The sequence below is a fragment of the Pseudonocardia lacus genome (assembly GCF_018531445.1).
In the GTDB taxonomy this organism is placed as follows: domain Bacteria; phylum Actinomycetota; class Actinomycetes; order Mycobacteriales; family Pseudonocardiaceae; genus Pseudonocardia; species Pseudonocardia lacus.
In genome coordinates, this window is sequence record NZ_JAHDTH010000190.1 from 1 (window position 1) to 16,823 (window position 16,823).

21 protein-coding genes are annotated in these 16,823 nt (G+C 73.8%); 11 read left to right on the forward strand and 10 right to left on the reverse strand.

The window, feature by feature from the left end; genetic code table 11:
* Nucleotides 1-1,184 (forward strand): WD40 repeat domain-containing protein (locus tag KIK08_RS30325; protein WP_214406729.1); only part of this gene is annotated, 1,184 nt, incomplete at its 5' end.
* 13 nt (nucleotides 1,185-1,197) lie between these two features.
* On the opposite strand, the gene KIK08_RS30330 is transcribed toward KIK08_RS30325, so the two are convergent.
* Nucleotides 1,198-2,355: an acyl-CoA dehydrogenase gene (locus KIK08_RS30330; protein ID WP_214406730.1), complete on the reverse strand. Its 1,158-nt coding sequence runs from the start codon at nucleotides 2,353-2,355 to the stop codon at nucleotides 1,198-1,200.
* 59 nt (nucleotides 2,356-2,414) lie between these two features.
* Between KIK08_RS30330 and KIK08_RS30335 the strand changes: the two genes are divergently transcribed.
* Nucleotides 2,415-3,119, forward strand: coding sequence for a TetR family transcriptional regulator (locus tag KIK08_RS30335; RefSeq protein ID WP_214406731.1), 705 nt, complete (start codon nucleotides 2,415-2,417; stop codon nucleotides 3,117-3,119).
* A gap of 341 nt (nucleotides 3,120-3,460) precedes the next feature.
* Here the strand turns inward: KIK08_RS30335 and purE are convergent, their stop codons facing one another.
* Together purE and KIK08_RS30345 are read right to left on the reverse strand one after the other, a co-directional pair.
* Entirely contained in the window at nucleotides 3,461-3,946 is a 486-nt protein-coding gene (purE, locus tag KIK08_RS30340; protein ID WP_214406745.1) for a 5-(carboxyamino)imidazole ribonucleotide mutase, read from the reverse strand.
* Nucleotides 3,947-3,965: 19 nt separating this feature from the next.
* A complete protein-coding gene (locus tag KIK08_RS30345; RefSeq protein WP_214406746.1) occupies nucleotides 3,966-5,171 on the reverse strand; it encodes a 5-(carboxyamino)imidazole ribonucleotide synthase in 1,206 nt (401 codons plus the stop codon).
* Between the two features lie 63 nt (nucleotides 5,172-5,234).
* Between KIK08_RS30345 and KIK08_RS30350 the strand changes: the two genes are divergently transcribed.
* Nucleotides 5,235-5,768 (forward strand): GtrA family protein, encoded by a 534-nt coding sequence (locus tag KIK08_RS30350; RefSeq protein WP_308257991.1) that lies wholly within the window; start codon nucleotides 5,235-5,237, stop codon nucleotides 5,766-5,768.
* Between the two features lie 68 nt (nucleotides 5,769-5,836).
* Here the strand turns inward: KIK08_RS30350 and KIK08_RS30355 are convergent, their stop codons facing one another.
* Both KIK08_RS30355 and KIK08_RS30360 read right to left on the reverse strand, forming a co-directional pair.
* On the reverse strand, nucleotides 5,837-7,108 hold the full coding sequence (locus KIK08_RS30355) for an ATP-binding protein (protein ID WP_214406732.1): 1,272 nt from the start codon (nucleotides 7,106-7,108) through the stop codon (nucleotides 5,837-5,839).
* Between the two features lie 3 nt (nucleotides 7,109-7,111).
* Nucleotides 7,112-7,768, reverse strand: a complete 657-nt coding sequence (locus tag KIK08_RS30360; RefSeq protein WP_214406733.1) for a response regulator transcription factor — start codon at nucleotides 7,766-7,768, stop codon at nucleotides 7,112-7,114.
* A 93-nt stretch (nucleotides 7,769-7,861) separates the two neighbouring features.
* Here KIK08_RS30360 and KIK08_RS30365 point away from each other — a divergent pair, with 93 nt between their 5' ends.
* A complete protein-coding gene (locus tag KIK08_RS30365) occupies nucleotides 7,862-8,629 on the forward strand; it encodes an inositol monophosphatase family protein (RefSeq protein ID WP_214406748.1) in 768 nt (255 codons plus the stop codon).
* A 22-nt stretch (nucleotides 8,630-8,651) separates the two neighbouring features.
* Nucleotides 8,652-9,137, forward strand: coding sequence for a MaoC family dehydratase (locus KIK08_RS30370; RefSeq protein WP_308257992.1), 486 nt, complete (start codon nucleotides 8,652-8,654; stop codon nucleotides 9,135-9,137).
* Nucleotides 9,138-9,243: 106 nt separating this feature from the next.
* On the opposite strand, the gene KIK08_RS30375 is transcribed toward KIK08_RS30370, so the two are convergent.
* The 4 genes from KIK08_RS30375 to KIK08_RS30390 all read right to left on the reverse strand — a co-directional run bounded on the left by KIK08_RS30375 (nucleotide 9,244) and on the right by KIK08_RS30390 (nucleotide 12,787).
* Nucleotides 9,244-10,416, reverse strand: a complete 1,173-nt coding sequence (locus KIK08_RS30375) for an LLM class flavin-dependent oxidoreductase (RefSeq protein ID WP_214406734.1) — start codon at nucleotides 10,414-10,416, stop codon at nucleotides 9,244-9,246.
* Between the two features lie 79 nt (nucleotides 10,417-10,495).
* Nucleotides 10,496-11,452 (reverse strand): hydroxymethylglutaryl-CoA lyase, encoded by a 957-nt coding sequence (locus KIK08_RS30380; RefSeq protein WP_214406735.1) that lies wholly within the window; start codon nucleotides 11,450-11,452, stop codon nucleotides 10,496-10,498.
* On the reverse strand, nucleotides 11,442-11,927 hold the full coding sequence (locus KIK08_RS30385; protein WP_214406736.1) for a PH domain-containing protein: 486 nt from the start codon (nucleotides 11,925-11,927) through the stop codon (nucleotides 11,442-11,444). Before KIK08_RS30385 ends, KIK08_RS30380 begins: the two co-directional genes overlap by 11 nt.
* A 29-nt stretch (nucleotides 11,928-11,956) precedes the next feature.
* Complete coding sequence (locus KIK08_RS30390; protein WP_214406737.1) at nucleotides 11,957-12,787, reverse strand: biotin--[acetyl-CoA-carboxylase] ligase; 831 nt, start codon at nucleotides 12,785-12,787, stop codon at nucleotides 11,957-11,959.
* Between the two features lie 187 nt (nucleotides 12,788-12,974).
* Between KIK08_RS30390 and KIK08_RS30395 the strand changes: the two genes are divergently transcribed.
* From KIK08_RS30395 to KIK08_RS30420, 6 genes are all read left to right on the forward strand, one after another.
* Nucleotides 12,975-14,618: an acyl-CoA carboxylase subunit beta gene (locus KIK08_RS30395; RefSeq protein ID WP_214406738.1), complete on the forward strand. Its 1,644-nt coding sequence runs from the start codon at nucleotides 12,975-12,977 to the stop codon at nucleotides 14,616-14,618.
* A gap of 15 nt (nucleotides 14,619-14,633) precedes the next feature.
* The gene (locus KIK08_RS30400; RefSeq protein ID WP_214406739.1) at nucleotides 14,634-14,870 is read left to right on the forward strand and encodes an acyl-CoA carboxylase subunit epsilon; all 237 of its coding nucleotides are present in this window, start codon (nucleotides 14,634-14,636) and stop codon (nucleotides 14,868-14,870) included.
* Between the two features lie 298 nt (nucleotides 14,871-15,168).
* Nucleotides 15,169-15,342, forward strand: a complete 174-nt coding sequence (locus tag KIK08_RS30405) for a hypothetical protein (RefSeq protein WP_214406740.1) — start codon at nucleotides 15,169-15,171, stop codon at nucleotides 15,340-15,342.
* Nucleotides 15,343-15,398: 56 nt separating this feature from the next.
* On the forward strand, nucleotides 15,399-15,632 hold the full coding sequence (locus KIK08_RS30410) for a hypothetical protein (protein ID WP_214406741.1): 234 nt from the start codon (nucleotides 15,399-15,401) through the stop codon (nucleotides 15,630-15,632).
* Nucleotides 15,633-15,777: 145 nt separating this feature from the next.
* Nucleotides 15,778-15,960: a hypothetical protein gene (locus KIK08_RS30415; RefSeq protein WP_214406742.1), complete on the forward strand. Its 183-nt coding sequence runs from the start codon at nucleotides 15,778-15,780 to the stop codon at nucleotides 15,958-15,960.
* A 58-nt stretch (nucleotides 15,961-16,018) separates the two neighbouring features.
* A complete protein-coding gene (locus KIK08_RS30420) occupies nucleotides 16,019-16,201 on the forward strand; it encodes a hypothetical protein (protein ID WP_214406743.1) in 183 nt (60 codons plus the stop codon).
* 44 nt (nucleotides 16,202-16,245) lie between these two features.
* On the opposite strand, the gene KIK08_RS30425 is transcribed toward KIK08_RS30420, so the two are convergent.
* Nucleotides 16,246-16,823 (reverse strand): VWA domain-containing protein (locus KIK08_RS30425; RefSeq protein WP_214406744.1); only part of this gene is annotated, 578 nt, incomplete at its 5' end.

Consider the following 16,823-nt stretch of genomic DNA (forward strand, 5'->3'; position numbering starts at 1 on the left):
GGGCGGCGCCGGCCGGGAGCGCGCCCCCGCAGCCGCCGCACCACCGCTCGATGCCCACCGCCCCGGTCACCGGGCCCACCCCGGCCGCCGGCCGGTCGTCCTGGCTGCGGCCCGTCGCCGTGTGGGTGGCCGCGGCCACCGTCGTCGGGGCGAGCGCCGTGGTCGCCGGCACCGCGTTCGACGTCACGACCACCTCGCCCGGCACGGCGCACGCCGCGCCCGCGGACCACCCGACCGAGCGGGTGCTGACCGGCCACTCCACCGGCGTCCTCGCCGTGGCCACCACGCGGCTCGACGGCCGGACGGCGCTCGTGTCGGGCAGCGACGACGGCACGCTGCGGTTCTGGGACGCCGAGACCGGCGAGCAGGTCGGTGAGCCGATCACCCGCCACCGCTCCGCCGTGCGGGCGCTGGTCGGCGGGGAGGTGGACGGGCGGCCGGTCGTCGTCGCCGGCGGTGACGACGGCGCCGTGCGCGTCTGGGACGCCGCCACGCGGACCGAGACCGGTCGCACCATCAGAGCGGTGCTCACCCGGACCCGGGCCGTCGCGCTCGGCGACCTCGACGGCCGCCCGGTCATCGCCTACGCCGGGACCGAGCCGACGATCCGGCTGGCCGACGCGGCCACCGGCGACCTCGTCGGGGCCCCGCTCGTCGGTCACCTCAGCGGGGTGGGCGCGGTGGCACTGACCCGCCTCGCCGACCGCGCCGTCGTCGTCTCCGCCTCCGAGGACGGCACCGTCCGCCTCTGGGACGCCGCGACCGGCGCCCCGATCGGTGAGCCGATGACCGGCCACCGCGGCGGTGTCGACGCCCTGGCCGTCGCCGTCGTCGACGGCCGGCCGGTGGCCGTCACCGGCGGGGACGACGGGACCGTGCGCCGCTGGGACCTGACGAGCCGCACCCCGATCGGCGACCCGGCGGCCGGGCACGACGGGACGGTCAGCGCGATGACCACGGCCGAGGTCGCCGGCCGCCCGGTGGTCGTCTCGGCGGGCGTGGACGGCGCGCTGCGGCTGTGGGACCCGGCGACCGGAACCCCGATCGGCGAGCCGCTCCTCGGCCACTCCGGCCCGGTGACCGCGGCGATGGTCGTCGACCTCGCGGAGGGGCCGGTGATCGTCTCCGGGGGTCAGGACGCCACCGTCCGCACCTGGGACGTGCGGACGCGGGCCGCCGGGTGAGCCGGCCGCCGATCTAGCCCTTGAGCAGCGCCCGCGCCATCACCATCCGCTGGATCTGGTTGGTGCCCTCGTAGATCTGGGTGATCTTGGCGTCACGCATCATCCGCTCCACCGGGAAGTCCTTGGTGTAGCCCGCGCCGCCGAGCAGCTGCACCGCGTCGGTGGTCACACTCATCGCGGTGTCGGAGGCGAGGCACTTGGCGGCGCTGGAGATGAAGCCCAGGTTCGGCTCGCCGCGCTCGGCGCGCGACGCGGCCACGTACACCAGCTGGCGGGCGGCCTCCACCTTCATCGCCATGTCGGCCAGCATGAACTGCAGGCCCTGGAACTCGGCCAGGTGCTTGCCGAACTGCTTGCGCTCCTTCGCGTAGGCGACCGCGATGTCCAGCGCGCCCTGGGCGATGCCGACGGCCTGGGCGCCGATGGTGGGGCGGGTGTGGTCGAGGGTGCGCAGGGCGGTCTTGAAGCCGGTGCCCTCGGCGCCGATGATCCGGTCGGCCGGGATGCGGCAGTCGGAGAAGTAGATCTCACGGGTCGGCGAGCCCGCGATCCCGAGCTTGCGCTCCTTCGGGCCGACCTCGAAGCCGGGGTCGTCGCGGTGGACGACGAACGCGGAGATGCCGTTGGCGCCCCTGCCCGGGTCGGTGACGGCCATGACCGTGTACCAGGTCGACACGCCCGCGTTGGTGATCCAGCACTTGGTGCCGTTGAGCACGTAGTGGTCGCCGTCGCGGCGGGCCCGGGTCTTCATGGAGGCGGCGTCCGAGCCGGCCTCGCGCTCGGACAGCGCGTAGCTGATCATGGCCTCGCCGGCCGCGATCGAGGGCAGGACCTGCTTCTTCAGCTCGTCGGACGCCGAGAGCAGGATCGGGGTCATGCCCAGGCCGTTGACCGCGGGGATCAGCGACGACGACGCGCAGACCCGGGCGACCTCCTCGATCACGATGCAGCCGGCCAGCTCGTCGGCGCCCTCGCCGCCGTACTCCTCGGGGATGATCACGGCCTGGAAACCGGCCTTGACCAGCGCGTCCTGCGCCTCCGACGGGTAGCGACCCCGCTCGTCGACCTCCGCGGCGTGCGGGGCGATCTCCTTCTCGGCCAGCGCGCGCACGGCGTCGCGCAGTGCCTCGTGCTCGTCGCTCAGCCGGTATGTGTCGAAGGCCGCATCCACGACACTCAGCCTAACGGCACTCCGTGCCACTAGCAAGGCTCACTGCTACCCTCCGTGCCATGACCGACGCCACGCCGGCCACCCGAGCGCGCCGCGGGAGCTCCGCGGAAGGGCGGGCCGAGGTGCGCCGCGACCTGGTCGCCGCGGCGGCGCGGCTGTTCGACGAGCGGGGCTACGAGGACACGACCGTCGACGACATCGCGGCCGCGGCGGGCGTCGGGCGGCGGACGTTCTTCCGGTACTTCCGCAGCAAGGAGGACGCGATCTCGCCCGACCACGAGGGCGCGCTGGCCCGGGTCGCCGAGGTCTTCGCGACCGCGCACGCCGACGAGCCCACGACGAGCCTGGTGCTGCGCGCCGGCGAGACCGTCTTCGAGCTCTACACCGCCGACCCGGCCCTGTCCCTGCGCCGCTACCGGGTCACCCACGAGGTCGCCGCGCTGCGCGACCGCGAGTCCGCCAGCGTCGACCACTACCGCAGGCTGTTCACCCGCAACCTGCGCGACCGCTTCGCCGGCGAGCCCGACGGCGACATGCGGGCCGCGGTGACGGCCGCCGCCGTCGTCGCCGCGCACAACCTGGCGCTGCGGGAGTGGCTCGCCGCCGGGGCGCCGGACGACGGCGGGCGGTCGTGCCGGGAGCGGTTCCGCGGGGTGGCGGCGCTGTTGCCGGTCGAGCCGGCCCGCCACGGCGACCCGCTGCACGCCGTCGCCCAACGCCTCGAAGCCGCCGCCGACCGCCTCGAACGCTCGCGCCCCGCCTGATCCCGCCACCCGTCGAGAACGAACTTGTCGTGATCAACAGGGCCTGTTGATCACGGCAACTTCGTTCTCGACGGGGCGGGCCGGCCGGGTGCGGACATGCGTGATCCCCGGGCCGCACCGATGCATGCGTACGCCGAGCTGGACGGGCTCGGGCCCGGGGATCACGGGTGACTGCCTGGGATTCGCCGGCACCACGCCGGCTTCCACAAACGGTCGGAGACTAGTCCTGTGGTGCTAGCGGACAGCCACCTCACATGTCCAATGGCTAATCAACTTTGGACCACCTCCTCTCACGTGTACGGCCAGACTACGACTGCTCGATCGCATCCCGCCACGTGTTTTCAGCCGATCTCCGGCCGATCCACCCGCTCTCGCAGGGCCGCGTCCTTGACCAGCACGGATCGCTCCAGCTCGGCCTGGAACTCAGCCATTCGGCGCAGCAGGTCGGGGTCGCCGGCGGCCAGGATCCGCACGGCGAGCAACCCCGCGTTGCGGGCGCCGCCGACGGCGACCGTGGCGACCGGGACCCCGGCCGGCATCTGCACGATCGACAGCAGCGAGTCGAGGCCGTCCAGGCGGGCCAGCGGGACCGGGACGCCGATCACCGGGAGCGGGGTGGCGGCGGCGACCATGCCGGGCAGGTGCGCGGCGCCCCCGGCCCCGGCGATGACCACCTTGAGGCCGCGCCCCACGGCCCCGGTGGCGTAGTCGAGCATGCGCTGCGGCGTGCGGTGCGCCGAGTACACGCCGACCTCGTGCGGCACGTCGAACTCGGCGAGCGCCTCGGCGGCGGCCGACATCACCGGCCAGTCCGAGTCGCTACCCATGATCACGCCGACCACCGGCTCAGGCACGGGCGGCCACCTCTCCCAGGTGCTCGGACCAGCCGTCGGCCCAGGTCGCGGTGGACAGCCAGGCGGCGGCCAGCGCGGCGCGGGCGCGGACGGTGGTCATGTCGTCGCCGAGGAACGTCACGTGGCCGACCTTGCGGTCGGGGCGCTCGGCCTTGCCGTAGAGGTGCACCTTCGCGTCCGGGAAGCGCGCGAACAGGTGGTGCAGCCGCTCGTCGGTGCTCATGGCCGGGGCCTCGGCCGCGCCCAGCACGTTGGCCATGACGACCGCGGGCGCGGTGGGCGCGGTGGCGCCGAGCGGGTAGTCGAGGACGGCGCGCAGGTGCTGCTCGAACTGCGAGGTGCGCGAGCCCTCGATCGTCCAGTGCCCGGAGTTGTGCGGGCGCATCGCCAGCTCGTTGACGACGAGCTCGCCGGAACCGCCCTCGAAGAGCTCGACGGCCAGCAGCCCGGTGACGTCCAGCTCGGTCGCGATCCGCAGGGCGAGGTGCTGGGCCGCGAGCGCGGCGTCCTCGGACAGGCCGGGCGCCGGCGCCAGCACCTGCACGCACTGGCCGCGCTCCTGCACGGTCTCCACGACGGGCCAGGCCGCGGCCTGCCCGAACGGCGAACGGGCCACCAGCGCGGCCAGCTCCCGGCGCATCGGCACCGCCCGCTCGACCATCAGCGGCGTGCCGGCGTCGAGCAGCCGGGCGACCAGGTCGGCGTCGGGCGCGTCGAGCATCCAGACGCCGCGACCGTCGTACCCGCCGCGCACGGCCTTGAGGACGACGGGCGACCCGCGCTCGGCGGCGAACCGCTCCACGTCGGCCGGCTCGCGCACCGCGGCGAACTCCGGCACCGCCAGGCCGAGAGCGGTCAGCCGCTCGCGCATGACGAGCTTGTCCTGGGCGTGCAGGAGGGCGTCGGGCCGCGGGTGCACCGCGACGCCGGCGTCGGCGAGCGCGCGCAGCCGCTCCTGCGGGACCTGCTCGTGGTCGAGGGTGACCGCCGAGCAGCCGGCGGCGAACGACCGCAGCGCGGCCGCGTCGTCGGGCGTCCCGATGCGGACGTCCGAACAGACGAGCGCAGCTGGATCACCCGGCCCAGTCGCCAGCACCCGCAGTGACTGGCCGAGCGCGATGGCGGACTGCTGGGTCATCCGCGCGAGCTGCCCCGCTCCGATCATCCCGACCACGGGCAGCTGGCTGTTTCCGGACACGTCCACGATGGGCATAGCCTACCTGCGGGGCGGGCGGCGATCCGGTCTGGCACGATCGAACAGGTGTCCGTGGTCGAAACCGTGCTGGCCGCCATCCCGCAGCCGTACCGGAGCGTTGCCATCAAGCACCGCGAGCTGCTGAAGTTCGCGATGGTCGGCGGCACCACGTGGGTCATCGACACCACGGTGTTCCTGGTGCTCAAGGCCACCGTGCTGGAGGCCAAGCCGCTCACCGCCAAGATCATCGCCGTGCTGGTGGCCACCATCGTGTCCTACGTGCTCAACCGCGAGTGGTCGTTCCGCACCCGCGGCGGGCGCGAGCGCCACCACGAGGCCGCGTTGTTCTTCCTCGTCAGCGGCATCGGCGTCGCGGTCTACACCGCACCCCTGGCGGTCTCCCGCTACGTGTTCGACCTGCAGGTGCCGGGCGTGAGCCTGCTCACCCAGGAGATCGCCGACTTCGTCAGCGGCCAGATCCTCGGCGTGCTGGCCGGCATGGCGTTCCGCTGGTGGGCCTTCCGCCGCTTCGTCTTCCCCGACGAGGGTGTCCGCCGCCGGACCCCGGCCGTCGCCGAGCCCGCCGAACCCCGCCCCTGACCGTCGACGACGAACTTGTCGTGATCAACAGGGCCTGTTGATCACGACAAGTTCGTTCTCGACGGGGGTCAGCGGGGGGCGGCCGGGGTCCGCGGGGCGCCCATGACGTCGTCCGCGCGGGCGGCCGGCAGGAAGATCGTGAACATCGCGGGGCGGGCCCGGGACAGCTCCAGGCGCCCGCCGTCGGCCTCCACCAGTGCGCGGGCCAGCGCCAGCCCGAGGCCGGTCGACGAGCCCACCGAGACGCCGCGGTCGAACACGTGCGGCACCAGTTCCTCCGGCACGCCGGCACCGGTGTCGCTCACCTCGACCAGCAGGCTGTTCTCCGTCGAGCGGGCGCTGAGCGTCACCGTGCCGCCGCCGTGCTGGATGGCGTTGTCCACCAGCGCGCCCACCGCCTCGCGCAGCCGGGCCGGCGTCACCCGGGCCAGCAGGCCCGCCGGCAGCCGCACCCGCAGGGTCCGCCCGACCGCGCGCAGCGCCGGGCGCCACTCGTCGGCCACGGCACCCAGCGCCTCCTTGAGGTCCTGCAGCTCGGCGCCGGCCGCGCGGGCCACCCGGGCCGCCTCCAGCAGCTCGTCGAGGACCGCGGCCAGGCGCTCGGTCTGCTCCAGGGCGGCGAGCGCCTCCCGGCGCGCGCTCGGGTCGGGGTGGGTGGCCAGCTCGTCCAGCCGCAGCTGCAGCGCCGTCAGCCGGCTGCGCAGCTGGTGGGAGACGTCGCCGACGAGCGTGCGCTCCCGCTGGACGAGGTCGGCCAGCGCCACCGCCGACGTGTCGAGCACGTCGGAGACGCGGTCCAGCTCCGGGATGCCGTGCCGGTGCGGCGTGGCGCGGAAGTCGCCCGCGCCCAGCCTGGCTGCCCGGTCGGCGACGTCGCGAAGCGGCTCGGCCAGGCGCTGGGCGGTGACCGTGGCCACCACCGTCCCGGTGCCGATCGACAGCACGACGAGCAGCAGTACGACCGCCGTGACCTGCAGCTGCTCGGCCCGCATCACGTAGCGCGGCTCCGCCATGGTGAGCGAGCCGCCCGGCCCGAACGGCAGCGCCTCGGCCACCGGGTCGGGGCCCGGATCGTCGCCGAAGACCTGCCGAGGCTGCCCCGACGGCTCCAGCGTCAGCTGCCCGCCCGGCGGCACCGACAGGTCGATCGCGGTCTGGTCGATCTGGTCGAGCGTCGCCGAGCCGTCCAGCCGCTCGCCCAACTGCTCCAGCCGCGAGGTCAGGTCGGCGCGGTGGAAGTCCTCCACGAGCCGCCACGTGGTGATGGCCAGCGGGCCGCCGAGCACGAGCGCGGTGAGCGCGACGACGAGCAGCGTCGACTGCAGGATCCTGCGGCGCACGGCTCAGTCGTGGTTGAAGCGGAAACCGACGCCGCGCACGGTCGCGATCCGCCGCTCGCCGCCGATCTTGCGGCGCAGCCAGGACATGTGCATGTCCAGCGTCTTGGACGTCTTCATGTCCGGGTCGTTCCACACCTCGCGGAGGATCTCCTCCCGGGTGACGACCTGCCCCGCGCGCATCAGCAGCACCTTGAGCAGCTCGAACTCCTTGTTGGCCAACCCGATCTCGGCCCCGTCGACCAGCACCCGCCGCCCCGACAGCTCCATCCGGACACCGCCCACCTCGACCGACTCCGGGGTCAACCTGCGCAGCAGCGCCCGCACCCTGGCCAGCAGCTCGGCCAGCCGGAACGGCTTGCCGACGTAGTCGTCGGCGCCGGCGTCGAGGCCGACGACGAAGTCGACCTCGTCGGTGCGGGCGGTGAGCATCAGGACGGGCAGGTCGGGGTGGTCGAGCCGGACCCGTCGGCACACCTCCAACCCGTCCATCCCGGGCAGGCCGAGGTCGAGGACGAGCAGGTCGACGTGGCCGGCGCGCACCCGGTCCAGCGCGCCCAGCCCGTCCTCCGCGACGTCGACCGAGTAACCCTCCCGCTGCAGCGCGCGGGACAGCGGTTCGGCGATGGCGGCGTCGTCCTCCGCCAACAGGACGGTGGTCACCTCCTCACAGTACGCAGAGCCGTTGATCACTGGGATGCTGCGCCGGTGGACGCCGATCTCCGTCTGGACCCCAAGGCCGACCTCGAGCTGGCCATGGCCCTCGCCGACGCCGCCGACGCCGTCACCCTCCCCCGGTTCCGCGCCGCCGACCTGCGCGTCGACCGCAAACCCGACCGCACCCCCGTCACCGACGCCGACACCGCCGCCGAGGCCGCCCTCCGCGCCCTGATCACCGAGCACCGCCCCGACGACGCCGTGCTCGGCGAGGAGGAGGGCGGCGACCTGTCCGCCGACGGGCGCGGCTGGGTCCTCGACCCGATCGACGGCACCAAGAACTTCTCCCGCGGCATGCCGGCCTGGGCCACCCTCATCGCGCTCACCCTCGACGGCGACCCCGTCGTCGGGGTCGCCAGCGCGCCCGCGCTCGGCCGCCGCTGGTGGGCCGCCCGCGGCCTGGGCGCCTGGACCAGCGACGGCCCCGGCAGCCCTCCCCGCCGGATCGCCGTCTCCGGCGTCGGCGACCTCGCCGACGCCTACCTGTCCACCACCGACCTGCGCGTCTTCGGCCGACAGGGCCGGATGGAGCACTGGCTCTCCCTGGTCGACGCCTGCTGGGAGACCCGGGCCTTCGGCGACTTCTGGCAGCACTGCCTCGTCGCCGAGGGCGTGCTCGACGTCGCCGTCGACCCGATCGCCAACGCCTGGGACCTCGCCGCCGTCGTCCCGATCCTGGCCGAGGCCGGGGGGCGGATGACCGGGCTGTCCGGCACGGGCACGTTCGCCGAGGGCGACGGCATCGCCACCAACGGCCTCCTGCACGCCCCCGCCCTGGCCCTGGTCGGCACCACTCCCCGCCCCTGACGCACCCGCCACCCGGGGCGAGGTGGCCCACGACGACGTGCCGGGTGAAGATCGGGTGGTGCAGCAGCTGGCCTTCGAGGACTTCACCCCCGGGCGTGTGTTCGAGCTCGGGACGACCGTGGTCGACCGCGACGAGATGCTCGCCTTCGCCCGCCGCTTCGACCCGCAGCCCTTCCACGTCGACGAGGACGCCGCCAAGGAGTCGATCTTCGGTGGGCTGGCGGCGTCGGGGTGGTTCACGGCGGGGTTGTGGATGCGCGCCTACGCCGACGAGGTCCTGAGCAGGGCCACGTCGCTCGGGTCGCCCGGCGGCGAGGAGATCGCCTGGCCGGCGCCGGTGTTCGCCGGCGACGAGCTGGTGGCGACGATGGAGGTGCTGGAGGCGCGGTTGTCGCGCAGCCGGCCCGGCGTCGGGCTGGTGCGACTGCGGGCGCACCTGCGGCGCGGCGAGCAGGAGGTGTACCGCAGCACGTTCACCGGGATGTTCGGGACGCGCGACCGCCCCTGATCGCCCCCGCCGGGACCGGCCCCGGTTCAGGAAAGCCACGATACTGCCCTCTGCGGGCAGCATCGTGGCTTTCCTGAACTCCGGCGGGGAGGAGGGAGGAGGGGCGCTAGCCGCGGTCGGCGAGCTCCTTCTGGTACTTCTCGGTCATGTGCGCCACCGCGGCGTTCTGCTGGTCGGCGTGGCCCGAGCGCACCTCGCTCGCCCGCGCCTTCGCGTCCAGCGTCGCCTGCGCCTGCCCCTGGAACCGCGGCATGACGTGCTGCGCGATCAGCTCGAACGACCGCCGGGTCGCGGCCGGGTTGGCCCACTCGTGGGCCAGCAGGAGCATCGCCCCGAAGCCGCCGTTCGACTGGTTCACCAGGCGCTCCACCTGGGCCGCGGCGTCCTCGACGGTGCCGATGGCCCCGATCCCGGCCTCGTTGACGAAGTCGATCATCTCCTTGACGTCGCCGCCCTCCACCGCCATCTGCGGGAACGCGGCGACCTTCTGGAAGTAGCGGAACCACTGCTCGATGCCGTGCTCGACGTCCTTGTAGGCCTGCTCGCGGGTCTCGGCCACGTGCATCAGCCCGACGAGGCGCCACTTCGCGCGGTCGACGGTGGTGCCGAAGGTGGCCGCCCGCTCCTCCATCACGCCCCAGTGGTGGGCGAGGGCGTCGAAGCCGTCGGCGGTGAGGGTGGCGCCGATGGAGAGCAGCCCGACGCCGTGCCGGCCGGCCAGCCGGGGGCCGGTGGGCGAGGCGACCGCGGCGACGGCGACGTCGAACAGCGGGTCGGAGTAGGGCCGCAGGTGCAGCCGGGCGTCGATCAGCTTGTGGGTGCGGGTCTCGGCGTTGACCGGCTCGTCGCCGCGCAGCAGCCGCATGACGATGTCGAGGTTCTCCTCGAGCAGCTCGCGGGTGTCGGTGGGGTTGAGCCCGATCATCGCCGAGTCGGTGGGCAGCGAGCCCGGGCCGACGCCGAGCATCACCCGGCCGCGGGTGAGGTGGTCGAGCAGCACCATCCGCTCGGCCACCCACAGCGGGTTGTGGTAGCTCAGCGAGGTCACGCCGGTGCCGAGCTTGATGTGCCGGGTCCGCTCGGCGGCGGCGGCGATGAAGATCTCCGGCGAGGCGATGATCTCCGAGCCGGCCGAGTGGTGCTCGCCGATCCAGGCCTCGTCGTAGCCGAGTTCGTCGAGGTGTTCGACGAGGCGCAGGTCGCGCTGCAGCGCGGTGGTCGGGTTCTCCCCCGCGGGGTGGAACGGGGCGAGGAAGATGCCGAAACGCAGTCGGGACACGGCCGTGCTCCTGTCGTCGCTGACGGATCACGCCCGACGCTAAGCGCCGCCGTGGCCGCGGTCACGGTCCCCTGACTGATCAGGCAGGGTCGGCCAACGCTCGGACCACCCGCGACGGGGACGGACGGCCCAGCATCTGGGCCATCCAGACGCTGGTGTCGACCAACGTAGGGAGGTGTGCGCCGTGCTCGATGCCGAGTCCGTCGAGCATCCAGACGAGGTCCTCGGTGGCCAGGTTGCCGGTGGCCGACTCGGCGTAGGGGCAGCCGCCCAGCCCGCCTGCGCTGGCGTCGACGGTGGTGACGCCGCGGCGCAGCGCGGCCAGGGTGTTGGACAGCGCCTGGCCGTAGGTGTCGTGGAAGTGCACGGCGAGCCGGTCGATGCCGGTCCCGTCGGTCGCGCAGGCCTCCAGCACGGCGTCGACGTGGCCGGGGGTGCCGACGCCGATGGTGTCGCCGAGCGAGATCTGCTCGCAGCCCATCTCCACGAGCCGTCGGGAGACCGCCGCGACCTGCCCGGGCGCCACGGCGCCCTCCCAGGGGTCGCCGAAGCACATCGACACGTACCCGCGCACCCGCAGGCCCTCGTCGACCGCCCGCCGGACGACCGGCTCGAACATGGCGAACTGCTCGTCGAGGCTGCGGTTGAGGTTGCGCCGGGCGAAGGTCTCGGTGGCGCTGGCGAAGATCGCCACGTGCGAGACGCCGGCGTGCAGGGCGCGGTCGAGGCCCTGCTCGTTGGGCACCAGCACCGGGTAGTCGACGCCGTCGGCGCGGTCGAGCGCGGCGAGCAGCTCGGTGGCGTCCGCGAGCTGGGGCACCCACCTGGGGTGCACGAAGCTGGTCGCCTCCAGGATCCGCAGACCGGCGGCGGCCAGCCGGTCGAGGAACTCGACCTTGACCCCGACCGGCACTGTCCCGGACTCGTTCTGCAGCCCGTCGCGCGCGCCCACCTCGTAGATCGTCACGCGCTCGGGCAGGCCGTCCGCGGGCACCACCATCGGCAGGCCCGTTTCCCCCGCGGCCTCAGGATTCATCCGCCACCTCCGCGTAGAGCATGGAGTGCACGCGCTCGACGTCGGGCACGTCGTCGAACTCCAACGGTTCCTCCGACGCCGACTCGATGATCAGCGTGCCGCAGCCCAGCAGGCGCTCCAGCAGCGTGTGCCGGAACTGCACGCTGCTGATCCGGCTCATCGGGATGTCGATGCCGTGGCGGGTCAGCACGCCCTCGCGGATGAGCACCCGCCGGGTGGTGATCACGAAGTGGGTGGTGCGCCAGCGGATCACCGGGACGACGGTCAGCCAGACGACCAGCACCAGGGCGAGCGCGCCGAGGCCGATCCACGCCCACGGCGCCCACGGCTGGGTGCTGACCAGCGAGGCCAGGAAGCTGCCCAGCCCGACCACGACGAGCAGCACCAGCACCGGGACGACGAGCAGCTTCCAGTGCGGGTGCTTGTGCATGACCACCCGCTCGCCGTCGACGAGCAGGTCATCCGGGTACGCCACGGGCCAAACCTACTCAGCCCGCCGGGCGCTCAGCCCGGGGCGCGGTCGGTGGGTCGGACGTGCACGACGTCGCCGGCGGCCACCGCGCGCCGGTGGCCGGCGGCGTCGAGCAGCAGCAGGCGCCCGTCGCGGTCGACGTCCTCGGCGATGCCGACGATCGGGGCCGCCGCCGGCAGCTCCACCCTGACCTGGGAGCCGAGGCTGAGGCAGCCGGCGCGGTAGTCCGCGCGCAGCCGGTGGGCGTCGGGGTCGCCGCGGGCGTCGCGCCACTCGGCCTCCCGCTCGGCGAGCCGGCGCAGCAGCGTGACCAGCACGTCCGTGCGGCTGGCGTCGCACCCCTCGGCGGCCAGGCTGGTGGCCGTGGGGGTGTCGGGCGGGGCGGCGGTGACGTTGAGCCCGATGCCGAGCACCACCGCCGGGCTGATCTGGCCGCTGACCTGGCCGCTGACCTCGGCCAGGATGCCGGCGACCTTGCGCTGCTCGACGCCGACCAGGCAGTCGTTGGGCCACTTGAGCCCCGCGGTGCCCACCCCGACCTCGCGGACCGTGTCGAGCACGGCCAGCCCGGCCAGCAGCGGCAGCCAGCCGAACCGCGACGGGGCGACCCCCTGCGGGCGCAGCAGGACGCTGACCGCGATGCCGGTGCCCGCCGGGGCCGCCCAGCTGCGGGTCAGCCGGCCGCGGCCGGCGTCCTGGTGGTCGGCGGTCAGCACGGTGCGGTCGGGGGCCCCCGCGGCCGCGGCGGCGAGCAGGTCGGCGTTGGTCGAGCCGGTGCGCTCCACCACGTCGATGCCCGCCCAGGGGCCGACCACGCCCGCCCGCAGGGCGTCGACGTCCAGCGGCTGGTCGGTCCGGTTCATGCGCTGGACGCTACCGGCGGTGCCCGGCGGGTGCCGTCGCGCGACGGCGGTTGCGCGGGTACGCGCGACGGACGGCCGGATGGCGGCGCCGGGCGCCCGGACGGAGCAACTCGCGCGCGCGGCGCGCCACGTGACGCCGACCGCTTCCGGCCGCGCCCGCCGTCGTCGCCCGGTTAATGTGCCCGGCATGAGTGCTGCGACGGAGCCGCTCGCCGATCCCGCCGGTTCCGCCGGGGGCGAGCCCGACATCCACACCACGGCGGGCAAGCTGGCCGACCTGCACGCGCGCGTCGAGGCGGCCGTGCACGCCGGCAGCGAGGCGGCGGTCGAGCGCCAGCACGCCAAGGGCCGCCAGACCGCGCGCGAGCGGATCGACCAGCTGCTCGACCCCGGCTCGTTCGTCGAGCTGGACGCGCTGGTGCGGCACCGCTCGACGAACTTCGGGATGGACGCCAAGCGCCCCTTCGGCGACGGCGTCGTCACCGGCACCGGCACGGTCGACGGCCGCCCGGTCGCGGTGTTCAGCCAGGACGCCACGGTGTTCGGCGGCTCGCTCGGCGAGGTATACGGCGAGAAGATCGTCAAGGTGATGGACCTGGCCACCAAGATCGGCTGCCCGGTCATCGGGATCAACGACGGCGGCGGCGCGCGCATCCAGGAGGGCGTGGTCGCGCTCGGGCTCTACGGCGAGATCTTCTACCGCAACGTCCGCGCGTCCGGCGTCGTCCCGCAGATCTCGCTGGTCATGGGCCCGTGCGCGGGTGGAGCGGTGTACTCCCCCGCGATCACCGACTTCACCGTGATGGTCGACGGCACCAGCCACATGTTCATCACCGGCCCGGACATCATCAAGACGGTCACCGGCGAGGAGGTCGACTTCGAGGACCTCGGCGGCGGCCGGGCGCACAACACCAAGTCCGGTGTGGCGCACTACCTCGCCGACGACGAGGACGACGCGATCGCCTACGTCAAGGAGCTGCTCGGCTTCCTGCCGTCGAACAACATGAGCGAGCCGCCGTCGTTCCCGGCGGCCGAGCCGGTCGCCGGCGCGATCGCCGACAGCCTCACCGACACCGACCTCGAGCTCGACACGCTCGTCCCGGACTCCCCGAACACCCCCTACGACATCCGGGGGGTCATCGAGCGGGTGCTCGACGAGGGCGAGTTCCTGGAGGTCCACGAGCTGTTCGCGCCGAACATCGTGGTCGGGTACGGGCGCATCGAGGGCCGCTCGGTCGGGATCGTGGCCAACCAGCCCACCCAGTTCGCCGGCTGCCTCGACATCGACGCCTCCGAGAAGGCGGCGCGGTTCGTGCGCACCTGCGACGCGTTCAACATCCCGGTCGTGACGTTCGTCGACGTGCCGGGCTTCCTGCCGGGCACCGAGCAGGAGTGGAACGGGATCATCCGGCGCGGCGCCAAGCTGATCTACGCCTACGCCGAGGCCACCGTCCCGAAGCTGACCGTGATCACCCGCAAGGCCTACGGCGGCGCGTACGACGTCATGGGGTCCAAGCACCTGGGCGCCGACGTCAACGTGGCCTGGCCGACGGCGCAGATCGCGGTCACCGGGGCGGCCGGCGCGGTGAGCATCCTCTACCGCAAGGAGCTGGCCGGGCTGTCCGGCGACGAGCTCGCCGAGAAGCGCGCGCAGCTCCAGCAGGAGTACGAGGACACGCTGGCCAACCCCTACATCGCGGCCGACCGCGGCTACATCGACGGCGTCATCCCGCCGTCGCACACCCGCGGCCACCTCGGTCGGGCGCTGCGGCTGCTGGCCACCAAGCGGGAGCAGGCCCCGGCCCGCAAGCACGGCAACATCCCGCTCTGACCCGTGGAGGCCGACATGAGCGAGGAGCCGACGCCCGAGGAGCGGCGGGCGCTGTTCCGGGTGGTGCGCGGGGAGCCCGACGACGTCGAGGTGGCCGCGCTGACGGCCGTGCTGGCCGCGGTGGCCGCGTCGGCGGGCACCGGCACGGCCCCGGCCGGCCCGGCGAGCACGTGGACCGACCCGGCCGCCCGGATGCGCGCCCCGATCGCGGTGGGCCCGCACGCCTGGCGGACGTCCACCTGGCCACGCTGAAGGCCACCTCAAGACAGCCTCAACTCGCTGGCGCACTCATGGTGACCGGGACCACACTCGGAGCCATGAGCAGCGTGGACCTCCTCCTGACCCTCCAGCTCGGGATCCTGCTGCTGGCCGCGCTCGCGGTCGCCGTGGGCCGGGCGGGCGCGGACGAGGACGGGCGCGACGGCGCCGAACTCTGACCCGACGCGTTTCCTCAAGTCCTTCCCAAGATCCTGGCTACCGCGGTGTGATCCACGCAATACTCGTGGCACAGGGACAACAGGGCAAGGAAAGACGGAACGGAGGAAATGTCATGAACATCGTTCTCCTCATCGTGGCCATTCCGGCCATCATCATCGCGACGGCGCTGTACGCGGCGGTGGCGGAAATGCGCCACAACCGGATCCGCCGCTCGCGCTGGGACCTGGGCGGCACGACCCTCACCAATGACGGGCCGGTGCTGCTGCCGGCCGGCCGGGGCGACTGAGCGCCCCGGCCCGGCGGGGACGACGTCCACGACCGCCCACTCGACCAGGGGGAACCATGAGTTCAGGTGCACTGTTCGTACTGTTCGTATGGATCGCGCTGGTCGTCATGGGCCTGGCGGTCGCACTGGCCGGCCCCGGCGGGCGCAGGCGCTCCCGCGGCCGGTCCTACTCCGGGGGTGCCTACTCCTCCGGCGACACCTCCTACGGCGGCGACAGCGGGGGCGGCTGGTTCGGGGGCGACTCGGGCGGCAGTCCCGGCGGCGACGGTGGAGGCGGCGGAGGCTGCTGACCCGAGCGGCCCGGTGGCAGCAGCCACCGGGCCGTTCGCCTTTTCCGGGCAGCGCAGCGTATCTGCCGCGCCGACCGACGGCTCGAAGCACGTACGCCGCATTCCTGGGCGGCGATCCCGGGGGCACCGGGGACGGAGGGACGAAATGGGCACCGTTTTCGCGATGTTGGGCATCTTCCTGGTGGCCTTGAGCCCGCTGGTGCTGGGCACGATCGTGCTGCGCGTCGTGCGCTGGGTGGCCGGCCGGGGCGGGCGCCACCGCAGGGGCCGGCCGCCCCTGCCGCAGCGGGGCGCCGCCGAGGAGTCACGATCCAGAAACCACCCGTGACCGTACGTCGACACAAGGTTACCGAGTAGTCGGGCCGAATTGCGGGAATACGCTATCCATGAGTGAGGTGCTGCTGTTCGGACTGGTCGCGGCGATCGTCGTGGGCACGATTCTGTACGCGCTGGTGTCGGAAATGCGGCACAGCCGCGCCCGCCGGTCGCGGTTCGAGGTGCGGGCCGGGCGCTCCCGGCTGCGGCTGCGCCCGACCGGTCGGCCGTTCCGGCCCGCCGGCACGCCCTGACCTGCACTTCCCCCGACCCGTCCGGCGAGGCGGAACAGCGTTGATCACGCCGATCTGTCCGGTCCCCGCGCATTCCCGCCGGCCCCGCGCAATGCGGCGAGCAACTCGTCGAGCGCGTCGAGGCGGTGCGCGCTGACCACCGCGTCGCAGAACGGCCACGCCGCCGCCATTCCGCCCACCAACGGGCGGTAATCCGCGTTGCGGGTGCGCGGGTTCGCCCACACGATCCGGTGCGCCCGCCGGCGCAGCCGGGCCATCTGGCGGGCGAGCTCGGCCGGATCGCCGGTCTCCCACCCGTCGCTGACGACGAGCACGACCGCCCCGCGCGCCATGCCGCCGCCGTGCAGGTCGAGGAAGCGCCGCAGCGCCTCACCGATCCTGGTCCCGCCGGACCAGTCGGGCGCCATCCGCGCCGCCCTCTCCACCGCCACTGCTGGGCTGGTGCGCGCCATCGCCCCGGTCAACCGGGTGAGCCGGGTGGCGAACGTGAACACCTCGGCCCGCCGGGCCCCCGTGGCGCTGTAGAGCAGCTGCAGCAGCGCCCGCGCCCACGGCTCCATCGAGCCGGAGATGTCGCACAGCACCACCAGCCGCCGCGGCACCACCCGCCGGGCCCGCCGCG